This is a genomic window from Verrucomicrobiota bacterium (genome assembly GCA_039192515.1).
In the GTDB taxonomy this organism is placed as follows: domain Bacteria; phylum Verrucomicrobiota; class Verrucomicrobiia; order Methylacidiphilales; family JBCCWR01; genus JBCCWR01.
Window position 1 is genome coordinate 115,958 of the sequence record JBCCXA010000002.1, and the last position, 24,871, is coordinate 140,828.

General features: G+C 42.6%; 18 protein-coding genes. 12 read left to right on the forward strand and 6 right to left on the reverse strand.

Features of this window, described 5'->3' with window-relative positions; genetic code table 11:
- Positions 1-16 precede the first annotated feature (16 nt).
- From lpxD to bamA, 3 genes are read right to left on the reverse strand one after another with little or no spacing between them, the layout of a single operon-like run.
- A complete protein-coding gene (gene lpxD / locus AAGA18_01910; protein MEM9444083.1) occupies positions 17-1,048 on the reverse strand; it encodes a UDP-3-O-(3-hydroxymyristoyl)glucosamine N-acyltransferase in 1,032 nt (343 codons plus the stop codon).
- Positions 1,049-1,057: 9 nt separating this feature from the next.
- The gene (locus tag AAGA18_01915; GenBank protein MEM9444084.1) at positions 1,058-1,630 is read right to left on the reverse strand and encodes an OmpH family outer membrane protein; all 573 of its coding nucleotides are present in this window, start codon (positions 1,628-1,630) and stop codon (positions 1,058-1,060) included.
- A 57-nt stretch (positions 1,631-1,687) separates the two neighbouring features.
- Entirely contained in the window at positions 1,688-4,099 is a 2,412-nt protein-coding gene (gene bamA, locus AAGA18_01920) for an outer membrane protein assembly factor BamA (GenBank protein MEM9444085.1), read from the reverse strand.
- 690 nt (positions 4,100-4,789) lie between these two features.
- Between bamA and AAGA18_01925 the strand changes: the two genes are divergently transcribed.
- From AAGA18_01925 to AAGA18_01935, 3 genes are all read left to right on the forward strand, one after another.
- Positions 4,790-7,045 (forward strand): carboxy terminal-processing peptidase, encoded by a 2,256-nt coding sequence (locus tag AAGA18_01925; protein ID MEM9444086.1) that lies wholly within the window; start codon positions 4,790-4,792, stop codon positions 7,043-7,045.
- Positions 7,046-7,150: 105 nt separating this feature from the next.
- Positions 7,151-7,723: a nucleoside triphosphate pyrophosphatase gene (locus tag AAGA18_01930; protein MEM9444087.1), complete on the forward strand. Its 573-nt coding sequence runs from the start codon at positions 7,151-7,153 to the stop codon at positions 7,721-7,723.
- Between the two features lie 80 nt (positions 7,724-7,803).
- Positions 7,804-8,862 carry a tRNA-dihydrouridine synthase family protein gene (locus AAGA18_01935; GenBank protein MEM9444088.1) on the forward strand — a complete coding sequence of 353 codons (1,059 nt, stop codon included), beginning with the start codon at positions 7,804-7,806 and terminating at the stop codon, positions 8,860-8,862.
- Between the two features lie 18 nt (positions 8,863-8,880).
- Here the strand turns inward: AAGA18_01935 and AAGA18_01940 are convergent, their stop codons facing one another.
- Positions 8,881-9,387 carry a chemotaxis protein CheW gene (locus AAGA18_01940; GenBank protein ID MEM9444089.1) on the reverse strand — a complete coding sequence of 169 codons (507 nt, stop codon included), beginning with the start codon at positions 9,385-9,387 and terminating at the stop codon, positions 8,881-8,883.
- 299 nt (positions 9,388-9,686) lie between these two features.
- Between AAGA18_01940 and AAGA18_01945 the strand changes: the two genes are divergently transcribed.
- The gene (locus AAGA18_01945) at positions 9,687-12,746 is read left to right on the forward strand and encodes a response regulator (GenBank protein MEM9444090.1); all 3,060 of its coding nucleotides are present in this window, start codon (positions 9,687-9,689) and stop codon (positions 12,744-12,746) included.
- On the opposite strand, the gene AAGA18_01950 is transcribed toward AAGA18_01945, so the two are convergent.
- Positions 12,730-13,350, reverse strand: a complete 621-nt coding sequence (locus AAGA18_01950; GenBank protein MEM9444091.1) for an MBL fold metallo-hydrolase — start codon at positions 13,348-13,350, stop codon at positions 12,730-12,732. The two genes, AAGA18_01945 and AAGA18_01950, sit on opposite strands and share 17 nt — an antisense overlap.
- An 86-nt stretch (positions 13,351-13,436) precedes the next feature.
- Here AAGA18_01950 and AAGA18_01955 point away from each other — a divergent pair, with 86 nt between their 5' ends.
- The 5 genes from AAGA18_01955 (at position 13,437) to AAGA18_01975 (ending at position 20,227) form a co-directional block, all read left to right on the forward strand.
- Positions 13,437-14,390 (forward strand): 2-dehydropantoate 2-reductase, encoded by a 954-nt coding sequence (locus AAGA18_01955; GenBank protein ID MEM9444092.1) that lies wholly within the window; start codon positions 13,437-13,439, stop codon positions 14,388-14,390.
- A gap of 75 nt (positions 14,391-14,465) precedes the next feature.
- The gene (locus tag AAGA18_01960) at positions 14,466-16,388 is read left to right on the forward strand and encodes a hypothetical protein (protein ID MEM9444093.1); all 1,923 of its coding nucleotides are present in this window, start codon (positions 14,466-14,468) and stop codon (positions 16,386-16,388) included.
- 168 nt (positions 16,389-16,556) lie between these two features.
- Positions 16,557-16,844, forward strand: a complete 288-nt coding sequence (locus tag AAGA18_01965; GenBank protein MEM9444094.1) for a hypothetical protein — start codon at positions 16,557-16,559, stop codon at positions 16,842-16,844.
- Between the two features lie 196 nt (positions 16,845-17,040).
- Positions 17,041-17,976 carry a hypothetical protein gene (locus AAGA18_01970; GenBank protein ID MEM9444095.1) on the forward strand — a complete coding sequence of 312 codons (936 nt, stop codon included), beginning with the start codon at positions 17,041-17,043 and terminating at the stop codon, positions 17,974-17,976.
- 115 nt (positions 17,977-18,091) lie between these two features.
- Positions 18,092-20,227 carry a cytochrome c3 family protein gene (locus tag AAGA18_01975; protein ID MEM9444096.1) on the forward strand — a complete coding sequence of 712 codons (2,136 nt, stop codon included), beginning with the start codon at positions 18,092-18,094 and terminating at the stop codon, positions 20,225-20,227.
- A 27-nt stretch (positions 20,228-20,254) separates the two neighbouring features.
- On the opposite strand, the gene AAGA18_01980 is transcribed toward AAGA18_01975, so the two are convergent.
- Positions 20,255-21,058, reverse strand: coding sequence for an FHA domain-containing protein (locus AAGA18_01980; protein ID MEM9444097.1), 804 nt, complete (start codon positions 21,056-21,058; stop codon positions 20,255-20,257).
- 412 nt (positions 21,059-21,470) lie between these two features.
- On the opposite strand from AAGA18_01980, the gene pdhA reads away from it, so the two are divergent.
- The 3 genes from pdhA to AAGA18_01995 are packed head-to-tail and all read left to right on the forward strand — an operon-like array spanning position 21,471 to position 24,864.
- Positions 21,471-22,550 carry a pyruvate dehydrogenase (acetyl-transferring) E1 component subunit alpha gene (pdhA, locus tag AAGA18_01985; protein MEM9444098.1) on the forward strand — a complete coding sequence of 360 codons (1,080 nt, stop codon included), beginning with the start codon at positions 21,471-21,473 and terminating at the stop codon, positions 22,548-22,550.
- Positions 22,551-22,572: 22 nt separating this feature from the next.
- Positions 22,573-23,547: an alpha-ketoacid dehydrogenase subunit beta gene (locus AAGA18_01990; GenBank protein ID MEM9444099.1), complete on the forward strand. Its 975-nt coding sequence runs from the start codon at positions 22,573-22,575 to the stop codon at positions 23,545-23,547.
- Positions 23,548-23,589: 42 nt separating this feature from the next.
- Positions 23,590-24,864, forward strand: coding sequence for a dihydrolipoamide acetyltransferase family protein (locus AAGA18_01995; protein MEM9444100.1), 1,275 nt, complete (start codon positions 23,590-23,592; stop codon positions 24,862-24,864).
- Positions 24,865-24,871: the final 7 nt, after the last annotated feature.

Sequence of the window (24,871 nt, forward strand, 5' to 3'; positions counted from 1 at the left end):
GACTCCTTCAAAGCTTTCAATCTGTGCGGCCTCTTAACTTTTTTACTTCAGACTCCAGTTCTTTGATGCGCTTAGAAAGCTCGGGGAGCTTATGGATAAGTGCCTCATAGTGAAGTTGCTTTTGCAGGGGTTGTGCGGGTGCTCCTCGGTAAGTGCCTTTGCTTAAATTTTTGGTAGCAGCAGAACGAGCTGTGAGTGTCACTTGATCTCCCAATTCAAGGTGACCAACTGTGGCTGATTGCCCGCCCATAACCAGGTATGCTCCCGCGGAAGTGCTTCCAGAAATACCGCTCTGTGCCACAATGACTGCGTGTGGACCGATTGTCACATTATGGGCAATCTGCACTAGATTATCGATTTTAGACCCTTCCTTTATCCAGGTTTTTGAGAACCTTCCCCTATCTATACAAACATTAGCCCCTACCTCGACATGGGAATCTAACTGAACAAAGCCAGTTTGCGGGATCTTTGTATATTTACCTTGCTCGAACTCATAACCAAAGCCATCGGATCCGATTACCGTGCCCGAATGGACAATGACATTATGGGCTATTTTGGAGCGCTCACCTATCGTGACATTTGGATGAATCAAGCAATTTTCTCCTAAGCTTGAGTTCTGGCCTATGTAACATCCTGAGCCTATGTAACATCCTGAGCCTATACTTGCCCCAGAGCCTACAACCACTTGAGCACCAATATGGGAGGAGGAATCTACAAGAGCTGTTTTATCGATTAATGCTGAAGGGTGAACTCCGGGCTCCCAAGTAAGAGGTGGAGGGGTAAATAATGAGGTGAGTTTCGTGAATGCTTGAGATACATTCTCCACCACGATAACAGAGCATGGAAAAGGTTGCTCTTCATAGCAGGGTTCGATAAGGATAGCACCAGCCTTTGTGCTTAAGGCGGATTTTAAATATTTTAAATGGCTTAAGAATGATAATTCACCAGGCTTGGCGAGGCTGAGATCATTGACTCCTGTGATTTCGATTTCAGCCTGGCCTAAGATTTTGCCATTTACCAAGGCGGCAAGCTCTGTCAGTTGCCGCATAGGATCGTCTTACTCTGTAGGCTTAGATTTGTTAAGTTCTGCGATGATATCGTCCGAAATGTCCGGGATGCCTTCGCTGTGAATGATGGCTGGAGCTCCGCTAAGCGTTTTGCCAGTGGAGTCTAGCACCAAATTATATTTCCCTTTCGTAATTGATTTGATGGTTCCATCCATTTCTTCCAGGATTTCGCTCCTCATGCGTTGTGTTTGGTCCATGGTAAGCTTACGTGTTGTTTGTAAAAACTCATTGATCTTATTTCTGCTGGACATGATTTCCTGCTCTTTGTCTTTAAGGCGGCTTAGTTTATCTTCTTTAGCACTATCAGCTAAAGAAGGGTCTTCTACAGCTTCCTTCAATTCACGATGCTGCTCCATTAGCTTTTGGAAGGATTCCTGGCGATCTGATAGCTCCTTCTTGTAGCTGTTTTCCTGATCTTTGAGGCGAGCTTGTGCCTCCTCTGTCTTGTAGTAAGAGTTGAAAACTTTTTCTAGATCTACAATTGCTATTTTTAGCTCTGCAATAGCTTCGGTTGTAAGACCAAGTATTAGGGCGCCACACAATGATAATATGTTCTTTTTCATAATTCGTTAGTAAACTCTCGTTTATAGTTAAGGTTAAAATTGAAGGGAATACTTCTACTAAAACTGATAGCCGACGTCAAAGTGGAATTCAAAATCGCCATCATTTGGATCACGTTGAACAATGGGAAATCCGAGATCAAGGCGAAGTGGACCAATAGGTAGGTCAAGCCGCAACCCTAGACCGGTTGAGAGGGAGTACTCAGATACATCGAAATCAAATGAGTCCCTATTATTAAAGCCCCCGTCTAAGAAAGTTGCGAAGCGAACGCGGTCAATAACCGGTATCGTTAGCTCAAGATTTCCGTAGCCCATGGTCTTACCGCCCTCGGGCTCATCACTCAGAACACCATTAGAATCAATGAAATTAGGACCTACAGAGCGATTTTCAAAGCCTCTTATACTTCTGGAGCCCCCGATAAAGAATCGGTCAAATAGGGGAACATTATCTGAATCTCCAAAGGAATCCGTAAGTCCTGCAACACCTCTGACGGAGAAAATCATATCATACGGGAGGCTAAAATACTTAGAGCCTTCAAGTTTGAGTGACCATGTGTCCGTATCACCTTGAAGTGGGCCCCCCGAACCTTCAGCGGTAAGTGTTACCCTTTCACCACTGCGAGCTAGTAAAGGGGAATCACGTGTGTCATAGGTGATATTTCCTCGAACGGAGCTCTTAGTGCGCTCTCCTTCTTCCTCTTGGATACCTATAGGAGCTGAAGAGTCTACATCAAAAATTTCAATATTCTCAAACTGATAGCGCATACCGACACTCCAGAATTGGTTAAGAGCTTTGCCCACCCTAACAGCCCCACCATAACGGCGTTGGTCAAACTCGCTACTTAGAAAATCAGATTGATTAAAGAAACCATCGAAACCGAGGGAGATGCGGCGGTTTAGGAACCAGGGTTCTGTCCAGCTAATAAGAGCATCTTGTCTTTTGATACCATATTGGAGGCGCATGCGGAACTTCTGCCCCGCGCCCAAGAATTTAGGGGCATTGGCAATATCAAAATTACTTTGCGTCAGCTCAACAAAACCCAGCAAACTGTCTACAGTGCTGAATCCCGCACCAAACGTAACCGATCCTGTTCGCTGTTCCTCAACCGTGACAACCATATTTTTGCGGTTCGGAACACTCGTTTCCTGTGCAGAGACATCTACCTTGGAAAAGTAGCCGAGGTTTTCTAGGCGTTTTTGGCTAGCGTCAGCACGTACTGAATCGTAAGTGTCACCGGGTGCTAGAGCCAGCTCGCGTCTAAGAACCTTGTCCTTTGTTTGATTATTACCCTGAATGATAATTTTTTCTACGAATGACTGGGAGTTTTCCTCGATAACATAGACCAGATCCATCTTACCGTTTTGGATATTGGGCTCGCGGTTAATGTAGATGCGTGTGTCAATATAGCCCTTGCGCCCATAAAGGTCTCTAATGGCGTTTTTATCCGCCTCAAGTCCCTCAGGTGAAAAGATGCTACCAGGTTTCATATTGGTAACACTGTTCAGCTTAATATCATCAAATAGCTGATTTTCTTGAAATTTGACGTCTCCTACCGAGTATTGAATACCCTCAAATAAGGTGATGGTTATATTAATAGCATCCGCTTCAGGTCTTTGAATAGCATAGTCTTCAATCGTTACATCTATGTAGCCTTTGCTTTGGTATAACCCTCTGATTGCTCTTAAATCTTCTTGAAACTGGTCTTCTTTCATGCGCCCTGATTTGTTGATCCAAGTTAACCAATCTTTTATACGTGTTTTCATCACTTTACGAAGTTCCTTATCTGTAACGGCTTCATTACCTTCGAACTCGATGGCACGAACAAAAGCCTTTCCGCCTTCCTGTATGGTGTAGGTGATAACGGCACGGTTAATTTGATCGTTGATATCGATGTCATAGAGGACTTCTGCTCTATCGAAACCTTTTTCCAGGTAATAGTCTTGGATATCCTGACCATCAGAAGAAACTAGCTGCTCACTCAAGGGTTCTCCTGGCCGAGAAGCGATTTTTTTGTGTAAGGCTTTTTCTTTAATGGCTTGATTGCCAATGATGATGACTTCCTTAACAATTGACTTTGGTTTGACTATGACTACGACCTTGACTCCGTCAGCGACAGGCTCATCCTGAATTCTCAAGTTAGTGAAGAGGCCTGTAGCATAAAGAGTTTTAATATCTTGTTCGACGGCGGCTAAAGAGTAGGGCTGGCCCACAGTGGTTCGCATGTTCGATAGAATGACGCTGCGGTCGACGGAACTGGAAGACTTTTCGGGAAGATAAATAACCTCTATCTCTCTAACTATAAGACGGTTATTTGTATCGGTGCCAGTGGCTGCTGCATCCGGCGGCTTAATCAAGGTTTTTCCAGACTCTTGAGCTTCAGAAAAAGAGATGCTGGTGAGTAAGGCAAGGAGAGCGATTTGGCCAAAACGAGGATTCAATATTCTATTGAAACGCAGGTGCTGATTTAGCATGAAATCTCCTTATCAAATACGCTTAACATACATATAGCCTTAATTATTACTTATTACGAAAAAGTACGTCAAAAGTCACACCTTTTCGTGAAAACTGGAGAAATACCTCCTTTACGTCAAGATAATAGTATGGTTCATCAAGTGGTTCTTTATTCATTTAAGCTCAAATGAAGCAATGATTACCCAGGATTAACATGAGATTTTGCTTTCAATGGTGGGAGTGCTTTCTTGAGTGGTTAGGCTGTCATACATTTTATTGGTACGCTTTCTATGGCTGGAAGTTCTCATTATCTCAATTCATTTGCTAAAACTGGCTACCATCTAAGTCTATGCATTTGCTTGTAATCTCACTATTTATTTCATCTAAAACAAAAGAACAAATGAAACCCGGTTGATGCGTGAGAGACTTGAAGATTGACGCAGGATCTAGGTCCCTAGAAGCATGGAGTCTCCAAGAGGGATTACCTTTTGATACATCTTTGTCGATTCTCTTTTCTCGACAGCTCAAGCTTTTGCGCATCTCTTTCAACTTTTATTACATAATCCAGGTTAAAAGTACAATAACAAAGTCGGAACTTTGAGAGATTTAGAACCGGTGAGGGGAATGTAAATTCTGTGTCTTTAACGAAAATAAATGGAGTGTTAAAAAAGTTTGCCGATGTTCTATCTAAGACTATTCTTAAATAAGTAATGTTTTCTCGTCTATCAGCTTTATCACTAGTTGTTCCCTTATATATATCTTCACTTTTTGCGAGTCAGGAAGGTTCGGAATGGAACATAGACAACAAATATCGGACGATTGGGAAGCTCGTTCCTGCATTTCTAGAGCGCCAGCATTATCTACAAGAGCAGCTTAACCATGAGCACAATGAGGAGTGGCTCTCTAACTACATGAAATCTTATGATTTTAATCATGCCTTTTTCTATAGGAAAGACTATGAAGAGCTCATGCAGATGCATGGTAATGATTTAACAACCAAATTAATGACAGGAAACATAGAGCCTGCATTTAATGTTTTTGATTTATTCAAAAAAAGGCTTGAATCCAGAGTTGCCTGGATTGAAAAGCGCCTCAGGGAGTCATTCGATTTTACGCAAGATGAATATTATTCCATAGACCGTTCAGAAGTTCCATGGCCTGAGTCGGAAGAAAAGGCAGATGAGCTTTGGGAAAGTCGTCTGAAGTATGACCTTCTTCAGGAGCGCCTCATCCGAGTAGAACTGGCGGAAAAGAAAAAAGAAGAGGGTGAGGAACAGGATAAAAAAGAAATTTCTAGCGAGTCCCCGCAAGAAAAAGTGCTTAAGCGCTACAAGACCCTTTTGAAAACATTTAGTGACTACGAAGATGAGGACATCATGACAACTTATCTTTCTGCCCTCACTTCAGTTTACGACCCTCATTCCCAATACCTTGGGCCAAGTCAATTAGCGGATTTTTCCATAGCTATGAAATTAGAGTTATTTGGCATTGGGGCTGTGTTGACAACTGAAAATGGCTATTGCACGGTTCGGGAGGTTATCTCTGGGGGCCCCGCTGACCTGGACGGTAGGCTCGAAGTCAATGATAGGATTGTGGGTGTTGCTCAGGGAAATGGAGAATACGAGGATGTCGTCGGAATGAGGCTTCGTAAAGCAGTTCAGCTAATACGCGGACCAAAAGATACCATTGTACGTTTGAAAGTTTTTCCAGGAGATTCAGATGTTGTTAAAGAAATCACTATTGTTCGCAATAAAATTGATCTAAAAGAAGCGCAAGCCAAGGCAGAGGTGCTTGAGATTGAATACGAGAGTGGGGCAAGGCGCAAATTAGGCTTGATAGAGCTTCCTTCCTTTTACGGTGATATAAGCTCAGGTGCTTCCCCAGGGTCTAAGTCACGCAGCACTTCAAAGGATGTAGCTGTTCTTATCAAGCGCCTAAAAGAAGAGAAAGTTGAAGGTCTGGTTCTAGACTTACGCAAAAATGGAGGAGGTTTATTGAGTGAGGCGGTCAACTTGGTAGGGCTATTTATTGATAAGGGGCCGGTTGTTCAGATCCAGGGCGTAGAGGGACGCAAGGATGTTTTACGGGATAATGACTCTGGTGCCCTATATGGAGGGCCCCTCATTGTCTTGACTAATCGTGAAAGTGCTTCTGCTTCAGAAATATGCGCCGGAGCGTTGCAAAATTATCGCAGAGCCTTAGTTGTCGGGGAAAGTAGTACTCATGGCAAAGGTACGGTGCAATCCGTGATAGAGCTAAACCGCTGGATGAATAGAGATTTCGGGAGAACTAGGCCTGAAGCTGGAGCACTGAAACTGACTATGCAAAAGTTTTATTTACCGAATGGAGACTCAACACAGAATCGTGGTGTGTTGCCCAATATTGCGCTTCCTTCAGTTAATGATTATTTGGAAATAGGCGAATCTCATCTTCCTCATTCCCTGCCTTGGGATCAAACGGCATCTGTCCCTTACAAGGCCGTGAATTATATCGATAGCGAGCTTATCGGTCAATTAACGGAGCTTTCTAAGCGGCGTATCTCATCAAGTCCAGATTATCAATTTTTACTTAAGGACATTGAAAGAGTTAGTAAAAGGGTACAAGAAAAGCGCATTTCGCTTAATGAAAATAAGAGAATTGAAGAACTGAAAGAAGAAAAGGTAAGGCGCAAAGCTCGTAAAGAGGCTATCAAAGTAGCTGTCAAAAACTTCAAGATCAAGGTTCTTTCAATTACGTTAGATAATCTTGAAGGGGAGTATATCGAATCGTTAAAGGATAGGAATGAGAATAAGAGAGAAGAGAATGAAGATGAGAATTTCTTCGATGACCTAGAAATACATGCTGTGGATCACCAGCTTCGGGAGACCTTTCATATTATGGATGATATGCTTCGGTTATCTGCAGCGAATCACGAGTTGATTACTGCTCAAAAAGTTGGGGCTAAGAATGAATTTTTTGTCGATTAGTTAGGCAAATCTTTAATATTCGATAAGCTAGTCGCCTAGCTCTTTTTGTTACTTGTTTCATTTTCCCAGGTATTATCTGGTCTTAAGTGATAAAGGATCATACAAATGCAGTTGATTTTAGCCTCTAGTTCTCCTAGGAGACAGGATTTATTACAAGAAGCAGGATACTGTTTTGAGTCAGAGGCACCCTATATAGACGAGTGGGATTCGACCACGCATCCGGATCTAAGTGCCATAGATTTGGCTTTAGCAAATGCCCAACGCAAGGCGCAGAAAGTGGCAGAACACAGGCAAGATGCAGTGGTGTTAGCCGCGGATACAATTGTTTACTGCGATGGCAAGGTCTTGGGCAAGCCAGAAGATCAGGGGGAGGCTAAAAAGATGCTTAGACTTCTAAACGGTAAGACACATGAAGTGATCACGGCTATGGCTTGGTTCGAGACAGCCAAAAATTTCATGAGACGTTGTGTTGATAAGACCTACGTCACTTTTCGGAATCTAAGCGAGGAGGATATTGATTTTTACCTAGGTAAAGTTCATGTTCTGGATAAAGCTGGAGGCTATGCGGTGCAAGAGCACGGAGAAGAGATTATAGAGAGAATTGAAGGCTCCCGAACCAATGTAATCGGTTTGCCTATGGAGCGTTTGCAAGAGTGGTGGGATGATCTAGGAGTTTGATTTTTTAAATCTGTATTTGTCAAACTGAAGCTACATGAACAACTGGTGCTAATAGTTTTAGTGTCTAGGATACTATCTAAATGATGTCTTTAAATATATGTGATTTTATTACGAATAAGCGTCCCGTGCTTTTGTTAGCTCCTATGCAGGATGTTACAGATTTACCATTCTGGAGGGTGATGCATCGCTACGGAGGTCCAGATATTTATTTTACTGAATACTTTAGAGTGTACCCGAATTCACGTCCGGAAAAGCATATCCTGGAATGTGTTCGTAAGAACCCCTCAAATAAACCTGTCTTAGCTCAAATGATAGGGAGAGATATACCCAGTTTATTGCGAACTGCAGAAGCACTTCAGGGTGAAAATATCTTGGGCCTGGACCTTAATTTAGGCTGTCCAGCACCTATTGTCTGTAAAAAGAGCAGTGGTGGAGGTATGCTTCGTGAAAAGGAACATCTCTTAGAAGTTCTCGAGGTGCTCAGAGAAGCGATTACGGGTAATTTTACGATCAAGACACGTATCGGGTTTTATGATGAAAATGAGTTTGATGAGTTGTTGGGAATATTTTCACAGGTCCCGGTTGATGCAGTCACAGTGCATGGAAGAACAGTCAAAGAGATGTATAGGGCGAATGTGCATTATGATCGTATAACACAGGCGGTTCGGGTGATGTCAACTAGGAGTATCCCTGTATTTGCCAACGGCAATGTTTTATCGGCCCATATTGCCAAGCGGGTTGCTCAAGACACAGGTGCAGCAGGTCTTATGATCGGGCGCGGGTGCATAAGGAATCCCTGGATCTGGGACCAAATTAAAGAATTGTATGAATTTGGAGAGGTGCAAACACAACCTACACTAAGAGATCTTAGGGAATATATAGATTGTTTATATAAGGAAACGACTCCTATCCATTTGCCAGAGAAGGTAAAAGTAGCGAAAATGAAAAAATATATGAATTTCATAGCTCAGGGCATTGGCCCTGAAGAAAGTTTTCTTTTTGAAATCCGCCGTGTAAATAGTGAAAAAGAGTTTTTTAACTGCTGCGATAGATGGCTAATGGAGAAAGAATTCTTTCAACCAGAAATGCATGGCGGCGCGTTAGTGAACTCTGGAAATCCTCGTAACGATTGTTATTGATTTATTAGATCATCCCGGCTAGCCGTTGGCAGCGAGTTGATCGATATTCTCGTTTCCTACCACACGATTGATATCTAGAAGGGTTTTGACAACTCCCTTAATCTTTGCCATGCCTAGCATGTAATGGGTATCAACGAAAGCTCCGAAATCAGGTGCAGGTTCTATTTCATCGGTGGTGATGTTAATAACCTCTTCAACTCCATCAACCACTAACCCCATAAGAACATCACGTCCAGAGGAGGATTTGGCGTCTACAACGATGATACAACTTTGTTCGTTAGTTTCAGCATCAGATAGTGAAAATTTTAGACGCAAACTAATAACTGGAATGACCTTGCCTCTAAGATTTGTGACACCTTTGACAAAATGAGGCATTTGAGGCATGGGCGTGATTGTTTGCATTCGGATAATCTCACGGATTTGCAGAACGCCTATACCATAGGATTCATTGCATAATTTAAAGGTCAGGTATTTACCTGCTACTTTAGATAGGGTTGATTCTACTTCTGATTGTTCGACGCTCATATTGAAAGTTCCTATGCAGAGACTTAGTCTCTTAATATACTTATATTAGCTATCGGATAATCCATATAGTGCTTGAGGGAATTTTGTTTTTTCTCTTTTCGATATGGATTTTGTAAATCAAATCGTTCATCTCTGTCATTAGCTGTTATGACATATTATTTGCAGGCAAATGGTTCTGATATGGTTTAAAATGTCATACTTCGGACCTTGATTTTTGCAATTGTAAGTCGAAATAATCCATATGGAGTGTCTTTAGATCTAGAGAGATTTATTTCTAATTTCACACAAGTATTGGATTCATGGAACACTCAGATAAGCGAGTAGAGGGACAGAGTTTTTTTTATATCCTAGCGAGATATGGAAGCTACTCGCCAGTAGTGTTAGCTGGTTTGGTGACGCTCGCGTGCCTCGCTCTTACTGTTTTGTCTTGGTGGGCGAGTATAGAAAGCTTAGAGGACTCCTTCAATAGGCCATTCCAAAAAGAAGCGCGGCATCTTGTTTATCATTTTAAGGAAGAACTGCAGGACTACAAGCAAGCTTTAAATATGCTGGGAGCGGCATTGAGGACTAATGATAAGAAGCTAGAGCAACCCCATATTCAGGAAGTTTTAGAGTCTTTAGAGCTCAATGAATTTTCTGGTATAACCAATGTATTGTGGATAAGAAAAAAGGTAGGCGAAAAAGCAGGCGCAAATCAGGCTGTTTTATTTACTGTCTCAGGTGCAATTCAAGATAAAAAGCTTTCAGGTTATGCGATTAGTTCTCTTAATGAAGCTATGGGCACTTATCAACAAAAAACTGGTTTAGTGGTGACCCGCATTATCAATCACAAATCTATAGCCAAAAATAAGAGTATTGTTTATTTCATGAAACCACTCCAAGAGGCTGAAGGTAAATTTGTTAATTGGTATGCCATAAGGGTTGATCTTCAGACTTTATTAAATCTTCTTAGGGAAGAGAGTGTGGCCTCTTGGAGTTTTGATGTGCAAGACATTAGTGGTTTAGATTCGGCTGAAATAAAAGGTGCTAGTGATTCTTCTCTCTTGGTAAAGGAAAGTGATTTGAACTATCGTCAATTTTTAGAGTTAGGATCTAGAAAGTGGCGCTTATGGATAAGCTCAGAGACTTACCCAAAAAGTCTAGGCTATTCTGATGAAATGTTGAGGATGCTTATTTTAGGTATCTTAGCTAGTTGTCTTATAGGTTTTCTTGCAGGGTGCTTACTCAGGTTGAAAATAAAATCCGACCTAGACTTGAAACAAACAAGTGAGTTATGTGATCAAGCAGATGAGCAGCTTAAAAATCTAAATTGTGTTGTAAATTCTGTTCATGAAGGCCTTATTATGACAGACGCAAATTATCACGTCGAATGGGCGAATGATTCTTTTACTCGCATGTCAGAGTTTTCTTTAGGCGAAATTATAGGGAAGCCTGCTTTTTGTTTTCAATTTGGTGAGGATACAGATAAAGCTTCCATAGATATCATTAATAATGCTGTAAAAAATAAGCAAGGTTTCCGCTTGGAAATTCTTAATTATGCAAAATTCGGTCGCGACTATTGGGCCGAATTAGAAGCTCAGGCTATCTATGATAATGAGGAAATTAGTCATTTTGTCATTCGTGAGTTAGACATTACCGAACGAAAACTGACAGAGTCAGAAATACTCTGGGCTAAAGAGCAATCAGAAGCGGCTGAGCGTGCTAAAGGAGAATTTTTGGCGGTTATGAGCCATGAGATTAGAACCCCTATGAATGGAGTCATTGGCTTTACCAATATTTTATTGGAAAGCCGGCTTGATCACGAGCAAAGAGAATATGTTGAAACCATTAGGTCATGTGGTGATGCTCTTTTAACACTGATTAATGATATTCTCGATTATTCGAAAATTGAGTCGGGAAAGATGGTGTTGGATGAGCACCCGTTTGAATTGAGAAGATGTTTGCATGATGTCTTTAGTCTAACCAGTACTAAAGCGGCAGATAATAGGATAGAGGTGATTTGTAGAGTCGGCGATGGTGTTCCCCAATGGATTGCCGGGGATGTATCTAGGCTGAGACAGATCTTAATTAATCTAGTTGGTAATGCACTGAAGTTTACAGAAGATGGTGAAGTGGCAGTGGATGTAGAATTAAAAGAATCATTGCAAGGGACGGATCCGCGCGTTTGTTTAGAGTTTCGCGTATCAGATACTGGGATTGGTATTCCTAAAGAAAAGATTAATGAATTATTCAAAAGCTTTAGCCAAGCAGATTCTTCTACTACGAGGAAATACGGAGGAACAGGTTTAGGGTTGGCAATCTCCAAGCGGTTGGTTGAACTCATGGGAGGGAATATTGGAGTTGAGAGTGAGTCAGGAAAAGGATCGACATTCTTTTTTACAACGTATTTCAAAACAGATGACTCCGATCATCCGGATAAGCTAGCTATTAATCATGAAGTCTTGAGGGGTAAACGTGTTTTAATCGTTGATGATAATGCATCTCACAGAAAGGTTGTGGAATACCAGTTAAAGCGTTTTGGTATTCAATCTAGAGCTGCTGGCTCTGGTACGGAGGCTCTAGAGATACTAGATGAGGATTGGGCTTTTGACCTTATTTTGATGGATATGGTGATGCCGGGTATGGATGGAGCAACGCTATCTAAGAAGATAAAAAAAGGTATCCATACAACCTATATACCGATCATTTTGCTCACCTGTATGGGTAGGGGGTCGATTACAGAGGAGGATTCTAACCTCAAACTTTTTGAGATGAAACTACACAAACCGGTCCAGGACTTTACCTTGCGTAATGGGTTAGCTGAGGTGCTGCAAGAAAAAGCCCTAGATAATGGAGAAGGGAGTATCGTTAGCTCTGTGAGCAAGCAAAGAGGCGTGCATCAATTTGCTGATGAGTATCCCTTCGAGATTTTGGTAGCAGAAGATAACAAAGTGAATCAGAAAGTTATTAGGCTGATGCTCAAAAAGCTGGGGTACGAGCCCGAAATTGTAAACAATGGCCTAGAGTGCTTAGAGGAGTTAAAAAATAAGAGCTATGGTTTAATTTTAATGGATATCCAAATGCCGGGCATGGATGGTTTTCAAGCGACATCTGAAATCCGAGTTATTGAGCGCAATGAAAAAGTTCAGCCTGCGGATCGCTTGCAAATTATTGCCTTAACAGCAAATGCTATGGAAGGAGATAGACATAAGTGTTTAGAGGCCGGCATGAATGCTTATATCCCTAAGCCTGTTAAAGCAGATGAATTATGCGAAGCCATAAAAATCTGCTCTGAGAATGTTATGAGGGCTGAGGGTAGTAGTCCACCTGAAAAGTCTATAGCCTCAAGAAATGTTAAGCCGGTTAAAGAAAAGGGTTAGTATTCTTTTCCACTTCCACGGAGGTGCTAGGACCATGTCCCGGGTAGACTACAGTTTTTGCCGGTAAGGTGAGAATTTTATTTTTGATATGGCCTATTAGTTCATCATGAGAGCAGCCTGGAAAATCTGTTCTGCCAATACTTCCTGCGAAGAGGACATCTCCTCCAAATAGAATATGTTGACTCGCTTCGTAGAAACAAATACTCCCAGGTGAGTGGCCTGGCGCATGAATGACTTTAAAGTTCCAAGGTGAAAGCGAAAGAGAATCATCATGACCCAAAGCATGGGTAACATCCACGGGATTTATAAGACCTGGAGGGAGGCCGAAGCCTGACATTATGTCTGGGTTTTTAAACATCACTAAATCAGCTTTGTGATAGTAAACAGGACATCCGAACTGATGGATGATTTTTGAAGCATCCCAAATATGATCATAGTGGCCATGGGTTAGGACTAGTCCTAAAAGTGTTTCAACATTGCTTTTAAGATACCCCCAAAAACCTTCTGGAGCGTCTATAGCTAGATGCCCTCCATTAGCCTTGACTAGATAAGCATTGGTGCTCGCAACACCACCTGTGTAAGTCTGGATTTCCATTTCTGCCATGTTTAGTTTGAACGACTGTAAGTGTGTTTTATTCTACTCGAGGGTTTATATTACTAACTAAACTGTTCTAAGGATAGAGATAAGTTGTGCAAGAATCTAACAAAAATTTGCAATTGCCCAAGGATGCTAATATTGCGGTAGTAGGCTCGGGTGCTGTTGGTTGCTTTTATGGAGCTAGACTGGCTAGGGTAGGAAATCGAGTTTCCTTCCTAATGCGAGCAGATGCTGAACATGTTCGCCAAAATGGCTTAAAAATAAACAGTTATGAGGGGAATTTTCTTTTATCAGATGCATCTGTATTTACTCAAACTCAAGATATGGGAGTTCAAGATCTTGTCATTGTTGCTTTAAAGGCAACAGACAATCATGTCTTACCTCAGTTGCTTAAACCATTGGTGGGAAGTCAGACTATCATCCTGACATTACAGAACGGCTTGGGTAATGAAGAATTCTTGACTCAGTTATTCCATGTGAAACACATTATGGGCGGAGTATGTTTTGTTTGTTTAAACCGGATTGCTCCCGGTGTTATCCAGCATTTTAAGCATGGACACATTGAGGTTGGAGAATTCAGTTCTGGGTCACTGCCTCGAACTGAAGCTATTGCAAAGTTGTTTGAAAATGCCGGTATCACATGTACTCTGAGCGACAACCTACAGGAAACACGTTGGCGAAAACTTGTGTGGAATATTCCATTTAATGGATTGTCTATATCTGAGGGTGGCTTAGATGTTTCTCAATTACTTGCAAATCCCCAAATGCTCAAAAAAGTAGAGGCTTTGATGGAAGAAATAATTACTACAGCCACAGCCTTGGGGATTGCTATCCCTCCATCTTTTATTAGGGATCAAATAAGTAAAACAAGAGTAATGGGCCCATATCGTCCATCTAGCTTGATTGATTATGAGCTTGGTCGAGCTGTCGAGGTCGAATCTATTTGGGGAGAACCTTTGAGAAGAGCGCAAGCTAAAGGACTGTTTATGCCTAGATTATCTAAGCTTTATCATTCATTAAAAGACCTGTTTAGGCATCATTTTTAAACTTTATTGAATTTGTGATTTTGATAGCATACTACGTTATAAGCTGTGATATCGTCTTAACAAATAAGAGGGTATATGAAGAGGCATACAACTCATATTTTATCATCAGGCGCTTTCCTCGTTTTAGGTTTGGTGTGTGGATTCATAATTCCATCGAAGAAAGTTAGTCATTTCTTTTTTGCTAATGGTAAAGAGAGTGGCCTGGTTTCTCCTGATTATTCTAGTGCTAAGCCCTCCGGAGAATCAGAAAATTCTAATCGGACCAAAATTAATAAGGGTATTTTTAGGGATGACCGCGTTTTGAGCGAATTCAAGGCTTCTCTTCGAATGAAGACGGATTTTCAGCGTTTACAGGGAGTCTACAGCTTGCTGGAAAATGTGGATCAAACTCAATTACCAATGCTTTTGGGGCAGATGGTAGGTATAGATTCAAGCAGCTCTGAGACAATAGAGCGTGCTATCATGGCAAAGTGGGTAGAATTAGACCCTAATGCCGCCCTTCAATATGTCATCAGTGCCGAGAGTCGAAACTCTGATGAGTGGACGAGTGCATTATTTCAGACATGGGTAGAGCTAGATGAGGTGTCTGCGTTAGCAGCTGTTACTGAAATAGGGGATAGGGGCAAAAGAAGGAGAGCTCAATCTGCTGTAATCGAGTTTATTGCCAAGTCAGATCATAGTAAGGCTATCGAAGTTGCTTCTCGATTTGTAAAAGAAGGGGCGAGCCAATGGTTGTATTTCAAGGCTATAGAATCTTGGTCTAAAACAGAGCCTATGATGGCTGCTGAACAAATTAAGCAACTAGCATTTGTAGAGCCTTGGGCCAAAAAGCAGATGCTTTCCAGGATAGCGGGACAATGGGCTGAAACAAATCGTCAGGCCGCTCTCAGTTGGGTGCAAGGGCAAGTCGGCGATCCATTTAAAGGGCGTATGCTTAGGACGATTATGGGAGATTGGGCTGAGACGTTACCTCAAAAGGCAGCGGCCTTTTTACTCGATATGGATAAAAGTCAAATGCGCTCTGAGATAACAGCTGAAGTGGTCGAAACGTGGGCAGAGAAAGATCCCAAAGATGCCGCGCAGTGGGTTATGGACAACACGCAGGCTAATGAGCTAATGGATAGCTTAGAAACGGTGGTAGAAGAATGGGTTCTTCAGGACTCGGAGAGTGCTACTGAATTTGCTTTAGGTTTAGAGCCTGGTCCTCTCAGGAATAATGCACTTAGTGAACTTCTCAAGAAGTGGCTAGATCATGATGTTGAGAAGGCCGTAGAATGGGTCAAGACGATTCCTTTAGAAGATGAGGCTATGAAAAGGATGCTGCAGTCATCTGTTTGGAAATGGGGTCGCAAAGATCCAAAATCAGCTGCCGCGTTTGCTGCTCAATTGCCAGACGGCAGGATGAAAAATGATTTTGCGAAAAACATTGTCGAAGGATGGGCTAGTTCCAACATACAGGAAGCCTTAACTTGGGCCGAATCACTTGGTGAATCTGGCAATGGGGCTGTCATCAAAGCGATTTCTTCTTGGACTGAACAGAACCCAGCAGAAGCGGCTAGGTATGTGGAGTCAATAACTGATGATAAACTGCAAAAGAGAGGAATTAGAGAGGTTATCAATCAATGGGGGGAGTATGATCCTGGGGGGGCCGCTAATTGGCTCATGCAATTTAAGGAAGATGAAAGGCTGTCGGGTGTTTCTTCTTTAGCTTACGAATGGCTCAGAAGTGATGTAAATAGTGCGATGGATTGGATTGATGCGATGCCTTATGGACCCTCTCGCGATGCCGGGGTCGAGAACATCATAGATCGTTTCTATGAAAGTGACCCTGAAGGTGCATTTGCTTGGGCAAAAAGTATAGCGAGTGACAAGAGCCGTTATTCTAAAATGGAACGTGTCGCTCGAAAATGGCTCGAACAGGACGAAGGAAAAGCGCGCGTCGAGATTGAAAACTCATCTCTTCCTGATGAAGTGAAAAGTAGGCTCTTGGGTAGTTGAGCTCGGCATGGCGTAAATGCCTAGCCTTCGCTGAAGCTTGCTTCCCAATAGACACATCAGTTAGTGGTGTCTTGAAAACGAGATAATTCAAATAATGCCTTTGTGTTTCCGTGCTTGTATGCTAGTATTTTCTCGTTAAGATTTAAAAATTATAAGGGAGTATAATTTATGGAAAAACTAGAGACAGCAAGGAAGCGGCTGGCCCTGGTAAGATGGGCTATTCTAGCTATTGGCGTGGGAACAACCTTAGTGGGATGGTTCACTTCCGGCCAAATGACTCCTATGATCATGTTGCCAACCACACTCGGCGTTTTGGGTTTTGTCACTCTGTACGTGCTTTGGGCAATTGTGCATATGCATTATACTTCGGTAAATCGCCAGGAAAAATTCGAAAAGCGTATGACACCAAGGCGCGTGATTTGGGAGAAAGAAGTATGTCACTTGATGCGAAATTAGGGGAGTATTTCTCGTAAAACTAGGCAAAGCCATAGATAGTCCCTTTATTCTGAAGTAAATAGCTGCGTGCTTGAGCAGAAGGAAGTTTTATTTTTTTCCTAAAGTTTAATTAATTCTGTCGATTCAAACTCTTAGTTCAGCTTGTAAGTAGAATAAACGAGTTGACTTTTTATATTAATAAGAATAAAAAGTAACTATGAATCGACGCCCTGATGGTCTTAATTTCTCTAGAGGCAATATTACTCTCATAGCATTGCTATTTGTTGTCTTTGCCTTATGGGATGTTCCGGCTTTTGCTCAGGAGAGCAGCGCTGTTCCTCCCCCCAATCCTCCAAGACCACTTCCCAGCCCTGATGTAACAAGTGCGGACCCTAATGTGGTAACCGTTCCTGAGCCTGCAACAGGGAGAATTAGGCCTAAGGCCCCTTACCCGGGTCCTCAATATGTCGTAACATCCCTAGATCTTAATAGGAGTCATAAAGGTGGTACTTATGTGGGTGTCTTTGGAGGGATGAGCTTATTGCAGGATGAGTTTTTCGAGGAAGATGGTATTAATTTGGCTGCAACTGGCAGATTAGGATGGAGTGGTGATGGAGTCACTCCCATGGCAGGAATAAAAGTGGGATACTTATGGCCTTTTGATACGGAGCCGATTGATCAGTTTGATGCTGAATTAGGTAAGCCATCTATCCGCCTCTCGGGGGCACTAGAATTCGAGGCTTATTATTTAAATAATGAAATCGAAGCAACTTTCCCTGCTCCTATTTCGGGGGCTGATACATTCATTCTGGATAGCGCAGTGTTTGCTGTGAATGCCTTTTTAGTGGGACAAGTTAAGAACTGGAGATTTTACGTTGGGCCTGGTATAGGAGTGGCTTGGATTAACATAAGTGATTATGATTTTGGTCCTGATTCTGTTGCAGGGTTAGAGGATGAAGATGATCAGGTGGCTTTGGCATTTCAAGCCATTGCTGGTGCGGAATATCTATTTGACCGTGGGGATTGGGCATTATTTTCCGAAGCTCGCTATCTGGGCCTTTCGGAAGCCGATTTTTTTAGCGGTGCTGCCGCGATTGAAATTGAGCAGCTAGATCAAATTCTCTTGAATGTTGGGGTTAAGAAATACTTCTAGTCTTCTAGGAGTCTAATTTCTGCCAAATAGGTTCTAATTGATCCTAGAAGGCTGCGAGGCTCAATCCTTAAATCAGACTTTCTTAGTCGTCCTTATTTAGTTAACATTCCTTTGAATGTTTACCGGGCTCAGAGGGTATCTTCGGCTATTATTTTTATCTGTTGCAGTATGTTTGTTGGCTAATTGTGGAGGCAGCCAAAAGGCAAATAAGATTAACTCTCCTAAAGGTTTCTTAAGTAGTTTTGATGCTGAGCGGGCTGAGCGCTTATCTCCAGAAGGATGTGCGGAATGCCACGAGGACTCAGTTCATGCTTGGCAGGTTTCTCACCATGCCAAAGCCAACAGGCTGATCGGGACAGATGATGTAGACAAGCTAGCATTTAGATCTGAAACGATTATTTCAGGTAAGGCGAGTTTTGAGCTAAATTCTGGTTTCAGTATGTTAGAAAATCGTGAGGATGGGTCTATTCACAAGCATAAGCCTGTTGGTGTAATTGGCTATACGCCTCTTATACAGTACTTGCTTCCCTTTGAAGGTGGAAGATTTCAAACCCTTTCAACTGCCTATGATCCTTCGAGGGATGAGTGGTTCTATGTATTTGGTGAGGGAGATGATAGGCGTTTACCGGGTGATTGGGGGCATTGGACTGGACAGGGGAATAATTGGAATGCTAACTGCGCAACATGCCATATGTCTGACTACCATAAGAACTACGACTTAGGAACCGAAAGCTATTACAGTGAGTGGTTATTTCAAAGCATTAGTTGTATCGAATGTCACCAGGGAATGGATCAGCATGTAAGGCTTGCTAGAGAGAATAAGCCACACGAAGTAGCTTACAACGATCCTGGACTAAGCATGGAAAATTGTGCTTCGTGTCATTCACGAAGGCAAGAGCTGACTAAGGATCAGTTTAAGTCTGGTGAGCGTTACCACGACCATTTTCACTTGGCTCTACCGAATTTGCCAGGGGTGTATCATGGTGATGGACAAGTAGCTAATGAGAATTTTGTTTACGGATCTCTAATGATGAGCCGCATGGGACATAAGGGGGTCAATTGTGCTGATTGTCACAAGCCACATACTAGCAAATTAATTCTGCCTATTGAAGATAACCAGCTTTGTATGCATTGTCATGGTTCAGGCAATAAAGGTGCTACTCTTATTACACCAGAGGAACATACTTTCCATAAGGCGGGATCTTCTGGCAGTCAGTGTGTGGAGTGCCACATGCCGAGCACTCCTTTTATGCAAAGGGATTTTAGGCGTGATCATGGTTTTACCTCTCCAGATCCACTGTTAACGAAGGAATTTGGTATTCCCAATTCTTGCAATCGCTGTCATCAAGACAAGGATGTCGACTGGTCTCTTAAGTGGACGGAAAAATGGTACGGAGAGAAAATGAAGAGACGTAGCCGTAGGCGTGCTCGTGCAGTAGAGCAGTACCACCGTGGGATTCAAGATGTTGGAGATGAGCTTCTCGCCTTAGCTCTGGATGAAGAAATCGATGCATGGCGCGCTGCCTTGGTTGCAATGTTAGGCCCTTGGGTTAGAGAATTTAAAATCAGGCAGTTCTTGAGGGAAAAGCTAAAGGATAGCAGCTACCTGGTTCGCAGCCATGCCATTCGAGCATTAAATGGAGTAGAGCTAGCTATCCCATGGATCGAACCACTTCTTAAGGATGAAACAAGATCTGTTAGGTTAGATGCGGCAAGGTTCTTATTGCATTACAACAAGCTATCACCTCGGGCACGAACTGAGCTCTTAGAGTACATGGAAATGAATGCAGATCAACCAGCAACAAGCCTAGCGCATGGAGAGTGGTCCATCATAGAGGGCAAGCCGGAGGAGGCTCTTAGGCATATTACTAGAGCAACGCGATTAGATGCTCGAGGGGTGGATACATATTTAGATGCTGCTGTCTTAGTTAGTAGAATAAGCAAAACAGATCAAGCATTGGAATTTGTTAATTCAGCCTTAAAGAATCAGCCCGGCAACGCTCAAGCGTATTATTCACGTGCTTTATTATTAGCGGAGTTAGGAGACTTATCGGGAGCAGCCATGTCTTTCCAAGACGCAGTGAAAAATCGTCCAGATTTTGGAAGAGCCTGGTATAATCTATCTCTTGCATTAAATCAATTACAACGCCGAAAAGAAGCCCAAAAGGCCATTGTAAAAGCTTTGGAAATAGAGCCAGAAAACTCTGAATATCAACAAGCGGCCCGTGCTTTAGGTTTCAGCGACCCCTAACGGTATATCAAGTATCTCATCCCTTTCTTAGGCTAGATAAACGAGTAGACCTCCAAAAGCAAAACAAATACAAGCCAGCACAATGGCTAATATGAACCAAACGGTGTTTAGTTCCTTGACCTGCGGGGTGGCTTCGCCCTGCTGATAGTATCTGTTAGGAAAAACAGCATGAGGAAGTGCAGACCCTCCTCTCATCCCTGGAAGATGACCTGTTGTTCTACCAAGAGAACCTGTTCTTCTTGCCGGCATAGGGCCAGAGATATAGCCAGTTAACTGTGCTGTTTGGTAGTGTCTAGCCCTAGTAGGAGAGGAAGATAGTGCAGGTTTGGCCTTTAAGGGGCTATTTATGGCAGACGGTGCAGGGGTTGGTTGTTGGGTGAGGGTCTGAGGAGGTACATAAGCCTGAGGAGGTGGAGAAGGCTGAGGAGGTGGAGAAGGCTGAGGAGGTATGGCAGTTAACACTTGATCGCTGGTGAGCGATCTAGCCTTATTACTATAAAGACGCACGGTATCCGGCGCCGTTTTAATTTCCCCTAAGGTAAAAGCTAAGGAGCTACTGCCAATTGTGATGATATCTCCCTCTTTAAGTGGACTAGGAGTGCCAATACGATTCCCGTTGATTACGGTCCCAGATTTAGACCGCAGGTCCTCAATATAATAGTGATTACCCTCATAAAAGATCCTGGCATGCACGGGACAGAGATTTTCATCATCTAAGCATACCTGACAGCCAGACATGCGGCCAATGAATACATCCTGTGAAGTGATTTCGGTTGATTCAATCCCTGTTTGACTAGACGAATCTTCCGGCAATTTAGTTAATACTGCCATGATTTTTTGAATACAATGTGTAGCGATTTCCTTATCACATACTAATGGACGTCTTGCTTTCTTTAGTTAATCATCTTAACTACAAGATTCGGACAAAACCCCCAGGAATTGAGGAAATTTCATCTATAAATTTGACTTATATAAATGCGAAAGTGTTTGTGGCAAAGCAATTTCATTGTTCATGTCAATATATTAAATTTTCTAATATATTGACATCCTTGGAAAGGATTTCTTGCCCTAAGTTGGGCTTTGAACTAACTTCTTCACTTTCTGTTGAAGGAAAATTAGTTATTTCTTGTGTATCTTTATTTCGAATAAAGATCCTGCGGAACGGAAGATGCTTGCTTATAAGTGATTTTGTCCGAAGTTCAAGGGGTGACTCAGTAAATTGGTTTCTAACGAAGAAATACGAATGGTGAAGAAAACAGCAGATTTAGAGTATGGCTCAAGTAGGGTTAATCAGTCCTTAAGCCCCGAACAAAAAATAGGGTTATTGCGAGACATGATACGTATCCGTCGCTTTGAGGAGCGCTCGCTCAAGGCTTACAGCAGGGGCAACATAGCAGGGTTTCTGCATCTGTATAATGGACAGGAGGCGGTGGCAATTGGAGCGATATCCGTTTGTGGCGAAAACGATCACTTGATTACGGCTTATCGAGACCATGGTCACGCTTTAGGGGTGGGCATGTCCATGAATGAATGTATGGCTGAACTGTATGGGAAGGCAACGGGTTGCTCTAAAGGCAAGGGAGGTTCGATGCATTTTTTTGCGCCGGATAAGAACTACTGGGGGGGGCATGGCATCGTCGGAGGCCAGACTCCACTGGGAGCGGGTATAGCGTTTGGATTAAAGTACAGGGGTATTACAGGTTCTTGTTTGTGTTTTTTGGGAGATGGTGCAGTTAATCAAGGTGCTTTTCATGAATCTCTCAATCTTGCCTCTTTATGGGACCTCCCGGTCATTTATGTGATTGAAAATAACGGTTACTCTATGGGAACGAGTCAATCCCGCTCATCCCGTTATACAGAATGTTTAGCCAAGAGGGCGGAAGGTTATGATATGGCATGGGATCAGTGTTTTGGACATGATATTTACGAAGTAAGAGATCATATCCAAAAAGCAATTGACCGAGCACACGGGGAATCTCGTCCAACCCTTATCGAGATAGACACTTACCGGTATGAAGGGCACTCCGTAGCTGATGCCAATAAAAAAATCTATCGCGCGCCCGAAGAAATCGAAGCATACAAAAAAACGAAAGACCCGATAAATGTATTTTATTCCAAGTTGATTGAGGAAGAGATAATTAATGAAAAACAGTTTAAGGAGATCAGTCAATCTGCTAGCGAAGAAGCTAACAAAGCAGCAGAATTTGCAGAGCGGAGTCCATACCCTGAGCCAAGCTCTATTCTTGAGGATGTCTACTGGGAGACAGATAACCCTGAGCAACGCAGCTCCAAAGGACGTATCTTCTTTAATGATGAATTTTAAATCCTTTTCAAAGTAATAAATTATGCGAAGCCTTGAATACAGAGATGCATTGAGAGAAGGTCTCTCTCAGGAGATAGAGCGCGACGAAAATGTTGTGATTATTGGTGAAGAGGTCGCCCAATATAATGGAGCTTACAAAGTCACAAAAGGTATGTGGGAAAAATATGGGGATAAACGCCTGATGGATGCCCCAATCAGCGAAGCTGGCTTTATTGGAATGGGTATAGGTGCTTCTATGATGGGTGTGAGACCTGTCATGGAGTTGATGTTTTATAGCTTTGCCTATGTGGCATGGGACCAATTAATTAATAATGCCGCTACCGTTCGCTATATGTCAGGCGGAAAGATTAATTGCCCAATCGTTGTGCGTGGGCCTGCTAATGGCGGAACGGGAGTAGGAGCCACCCATTCTCACACCCCTGAGAACGCTATTGCAAATATGCCCGGAACAAAGGTGGTATGCCCTGCCACCGCATATGATGCGAAAGGGCTTATCAAAGCTTCTATCAGAGACAATGATCCAGTTTATTTTATGGAGAACACGATGCTCTATGGGGAAACTTGGGAAGTGCCAGAAGATGATTATGTAGTTCCTATTGGTGTTGCTGATGTAAAGCGCGAAGGCTCAGACATCAGTATTATAACTCATGGGCGCTGTGTGGTGATGGCATTGAAAGCGGCAGAAGTTTTAGAAGCAGAACATGATGTAAGTGCTGAAGTAATCGATCTCCGTTCTATTCGTCCACTTGATGAAGAAACGATTATCGAATCAGTGATGAAGACAAATCGAGCGTTACTTGTAGAAGAAAATAGACCATTTTGTGGGGTGGATGCTCAGATTTCGCATCTGATTCAAGAGAAGGCGTTTGATTATCTAGATGCGCCAGTCAAGAGGCTTTCCGCTATCGATGCACCCGCAATCTACTCTCCTCCACTTGAGAAATATCAGATACCTAATGTTGATCGCATTATAAAAGCTGCTTTAACTATTGGTTAAGCACGCTACATTTTTCTCGGATAATAAAAACTGGAGTTTTATATGGCTGAATTAATAGAAATGCCCAAGTTAAGTGATACGATGACTGAGGGAACACTAGTCAAATGGCTGGTGAAAGAAGGAGATGCGATTGAAATAGGTGATGAGATTGCAGAAATCGAGACAGACAAAGCGACCATGCCTGTGGAAGCTTTTGATGCAGGGGTTGTTCTAAAGATTGTTGCACAAGAGGGGGCAACAGCTCCTGTAAAATCCGTGATCGCGGTAGTTGGAGAAGAAGGGGAAAAGGTTGATGAAAAAATTATTTCAGATGCGCAGGCTAGTAAGACTGTAAAGTCCGTTGCACAAGATGAGCCGGCTACTCCCACTAAAAACCAAGAAGTAGAGACACCAGTGGCTAGCGAGGCTCTAGTTGTTCCCACTCATTCTAAAAGTTCATTCGATACGCGTGTTAAGGCTTCTCCCCTAGCCCGTAAAATTGCTGAAGAGCAAGGTATTGCATTAGAGAAGGTTTCTGGGAGTGGTCCCAGAGGCCGGATTGTCAAAAATGATGTATTAAATATGGCTCAATTAAATGGCGGAGGGACAAACTGGGGAGTATTTCCTAGCGGTCCTATTGCTAAAGATGAAAATATTCCTTTGACCAATATGCGCAAAACGATTGCCAAGCGCCTAGTCGAGAGCAAGCAGCAATCGCCACACTTCTATGTGGAAATGGAAGTTGATTGTGATGCAATGGTCGTTTTACGCAAACAGCTCAATGCTAGATTCGAAAAACTCGCTGAGCCTTTTAAATTAAGTTTTAATGACTTTGTTATGAAGGCTGCAGCTAATGCTGCTCATCAATCACCTGCTATCAATGCTTCATGGGCTGGTGATACTATCAAGCAACACGGGTCTGTTCACCTTGCATTCGGCGTGGCGATCGATTCTGGGTTGATCACACCAGTTATTAAAGATGCCCAGAGCAAGAGCTTAAAAGAGATTAGCCAGGAGGCTAAGGTCCTTATAGTTAAAGCGAAGCAAGGAAAATTGACACCCGAAGAATACACAACGGGAACAATTACCATTTCAAATTTAGGCATGTTCGGCGTAGACCGTTTCTCAGCTATTGTGAATCCACCACAGGCCGCTATCCTAGCTGTTGGTAATATAGTTAAAAAGCCTGTGCTTGACTCTCAAGATCAGATTGTAGTGGGACATCGTATGAGTATCACCGTATCTGCTGATCACCGGGTGGTGGATGGTGCGGTTGCTGCAATATATCTGGCAGAATTGAAAGCTCTATTAGAAACCCCCTCGCTATTGTTACTTTGAAGATTGA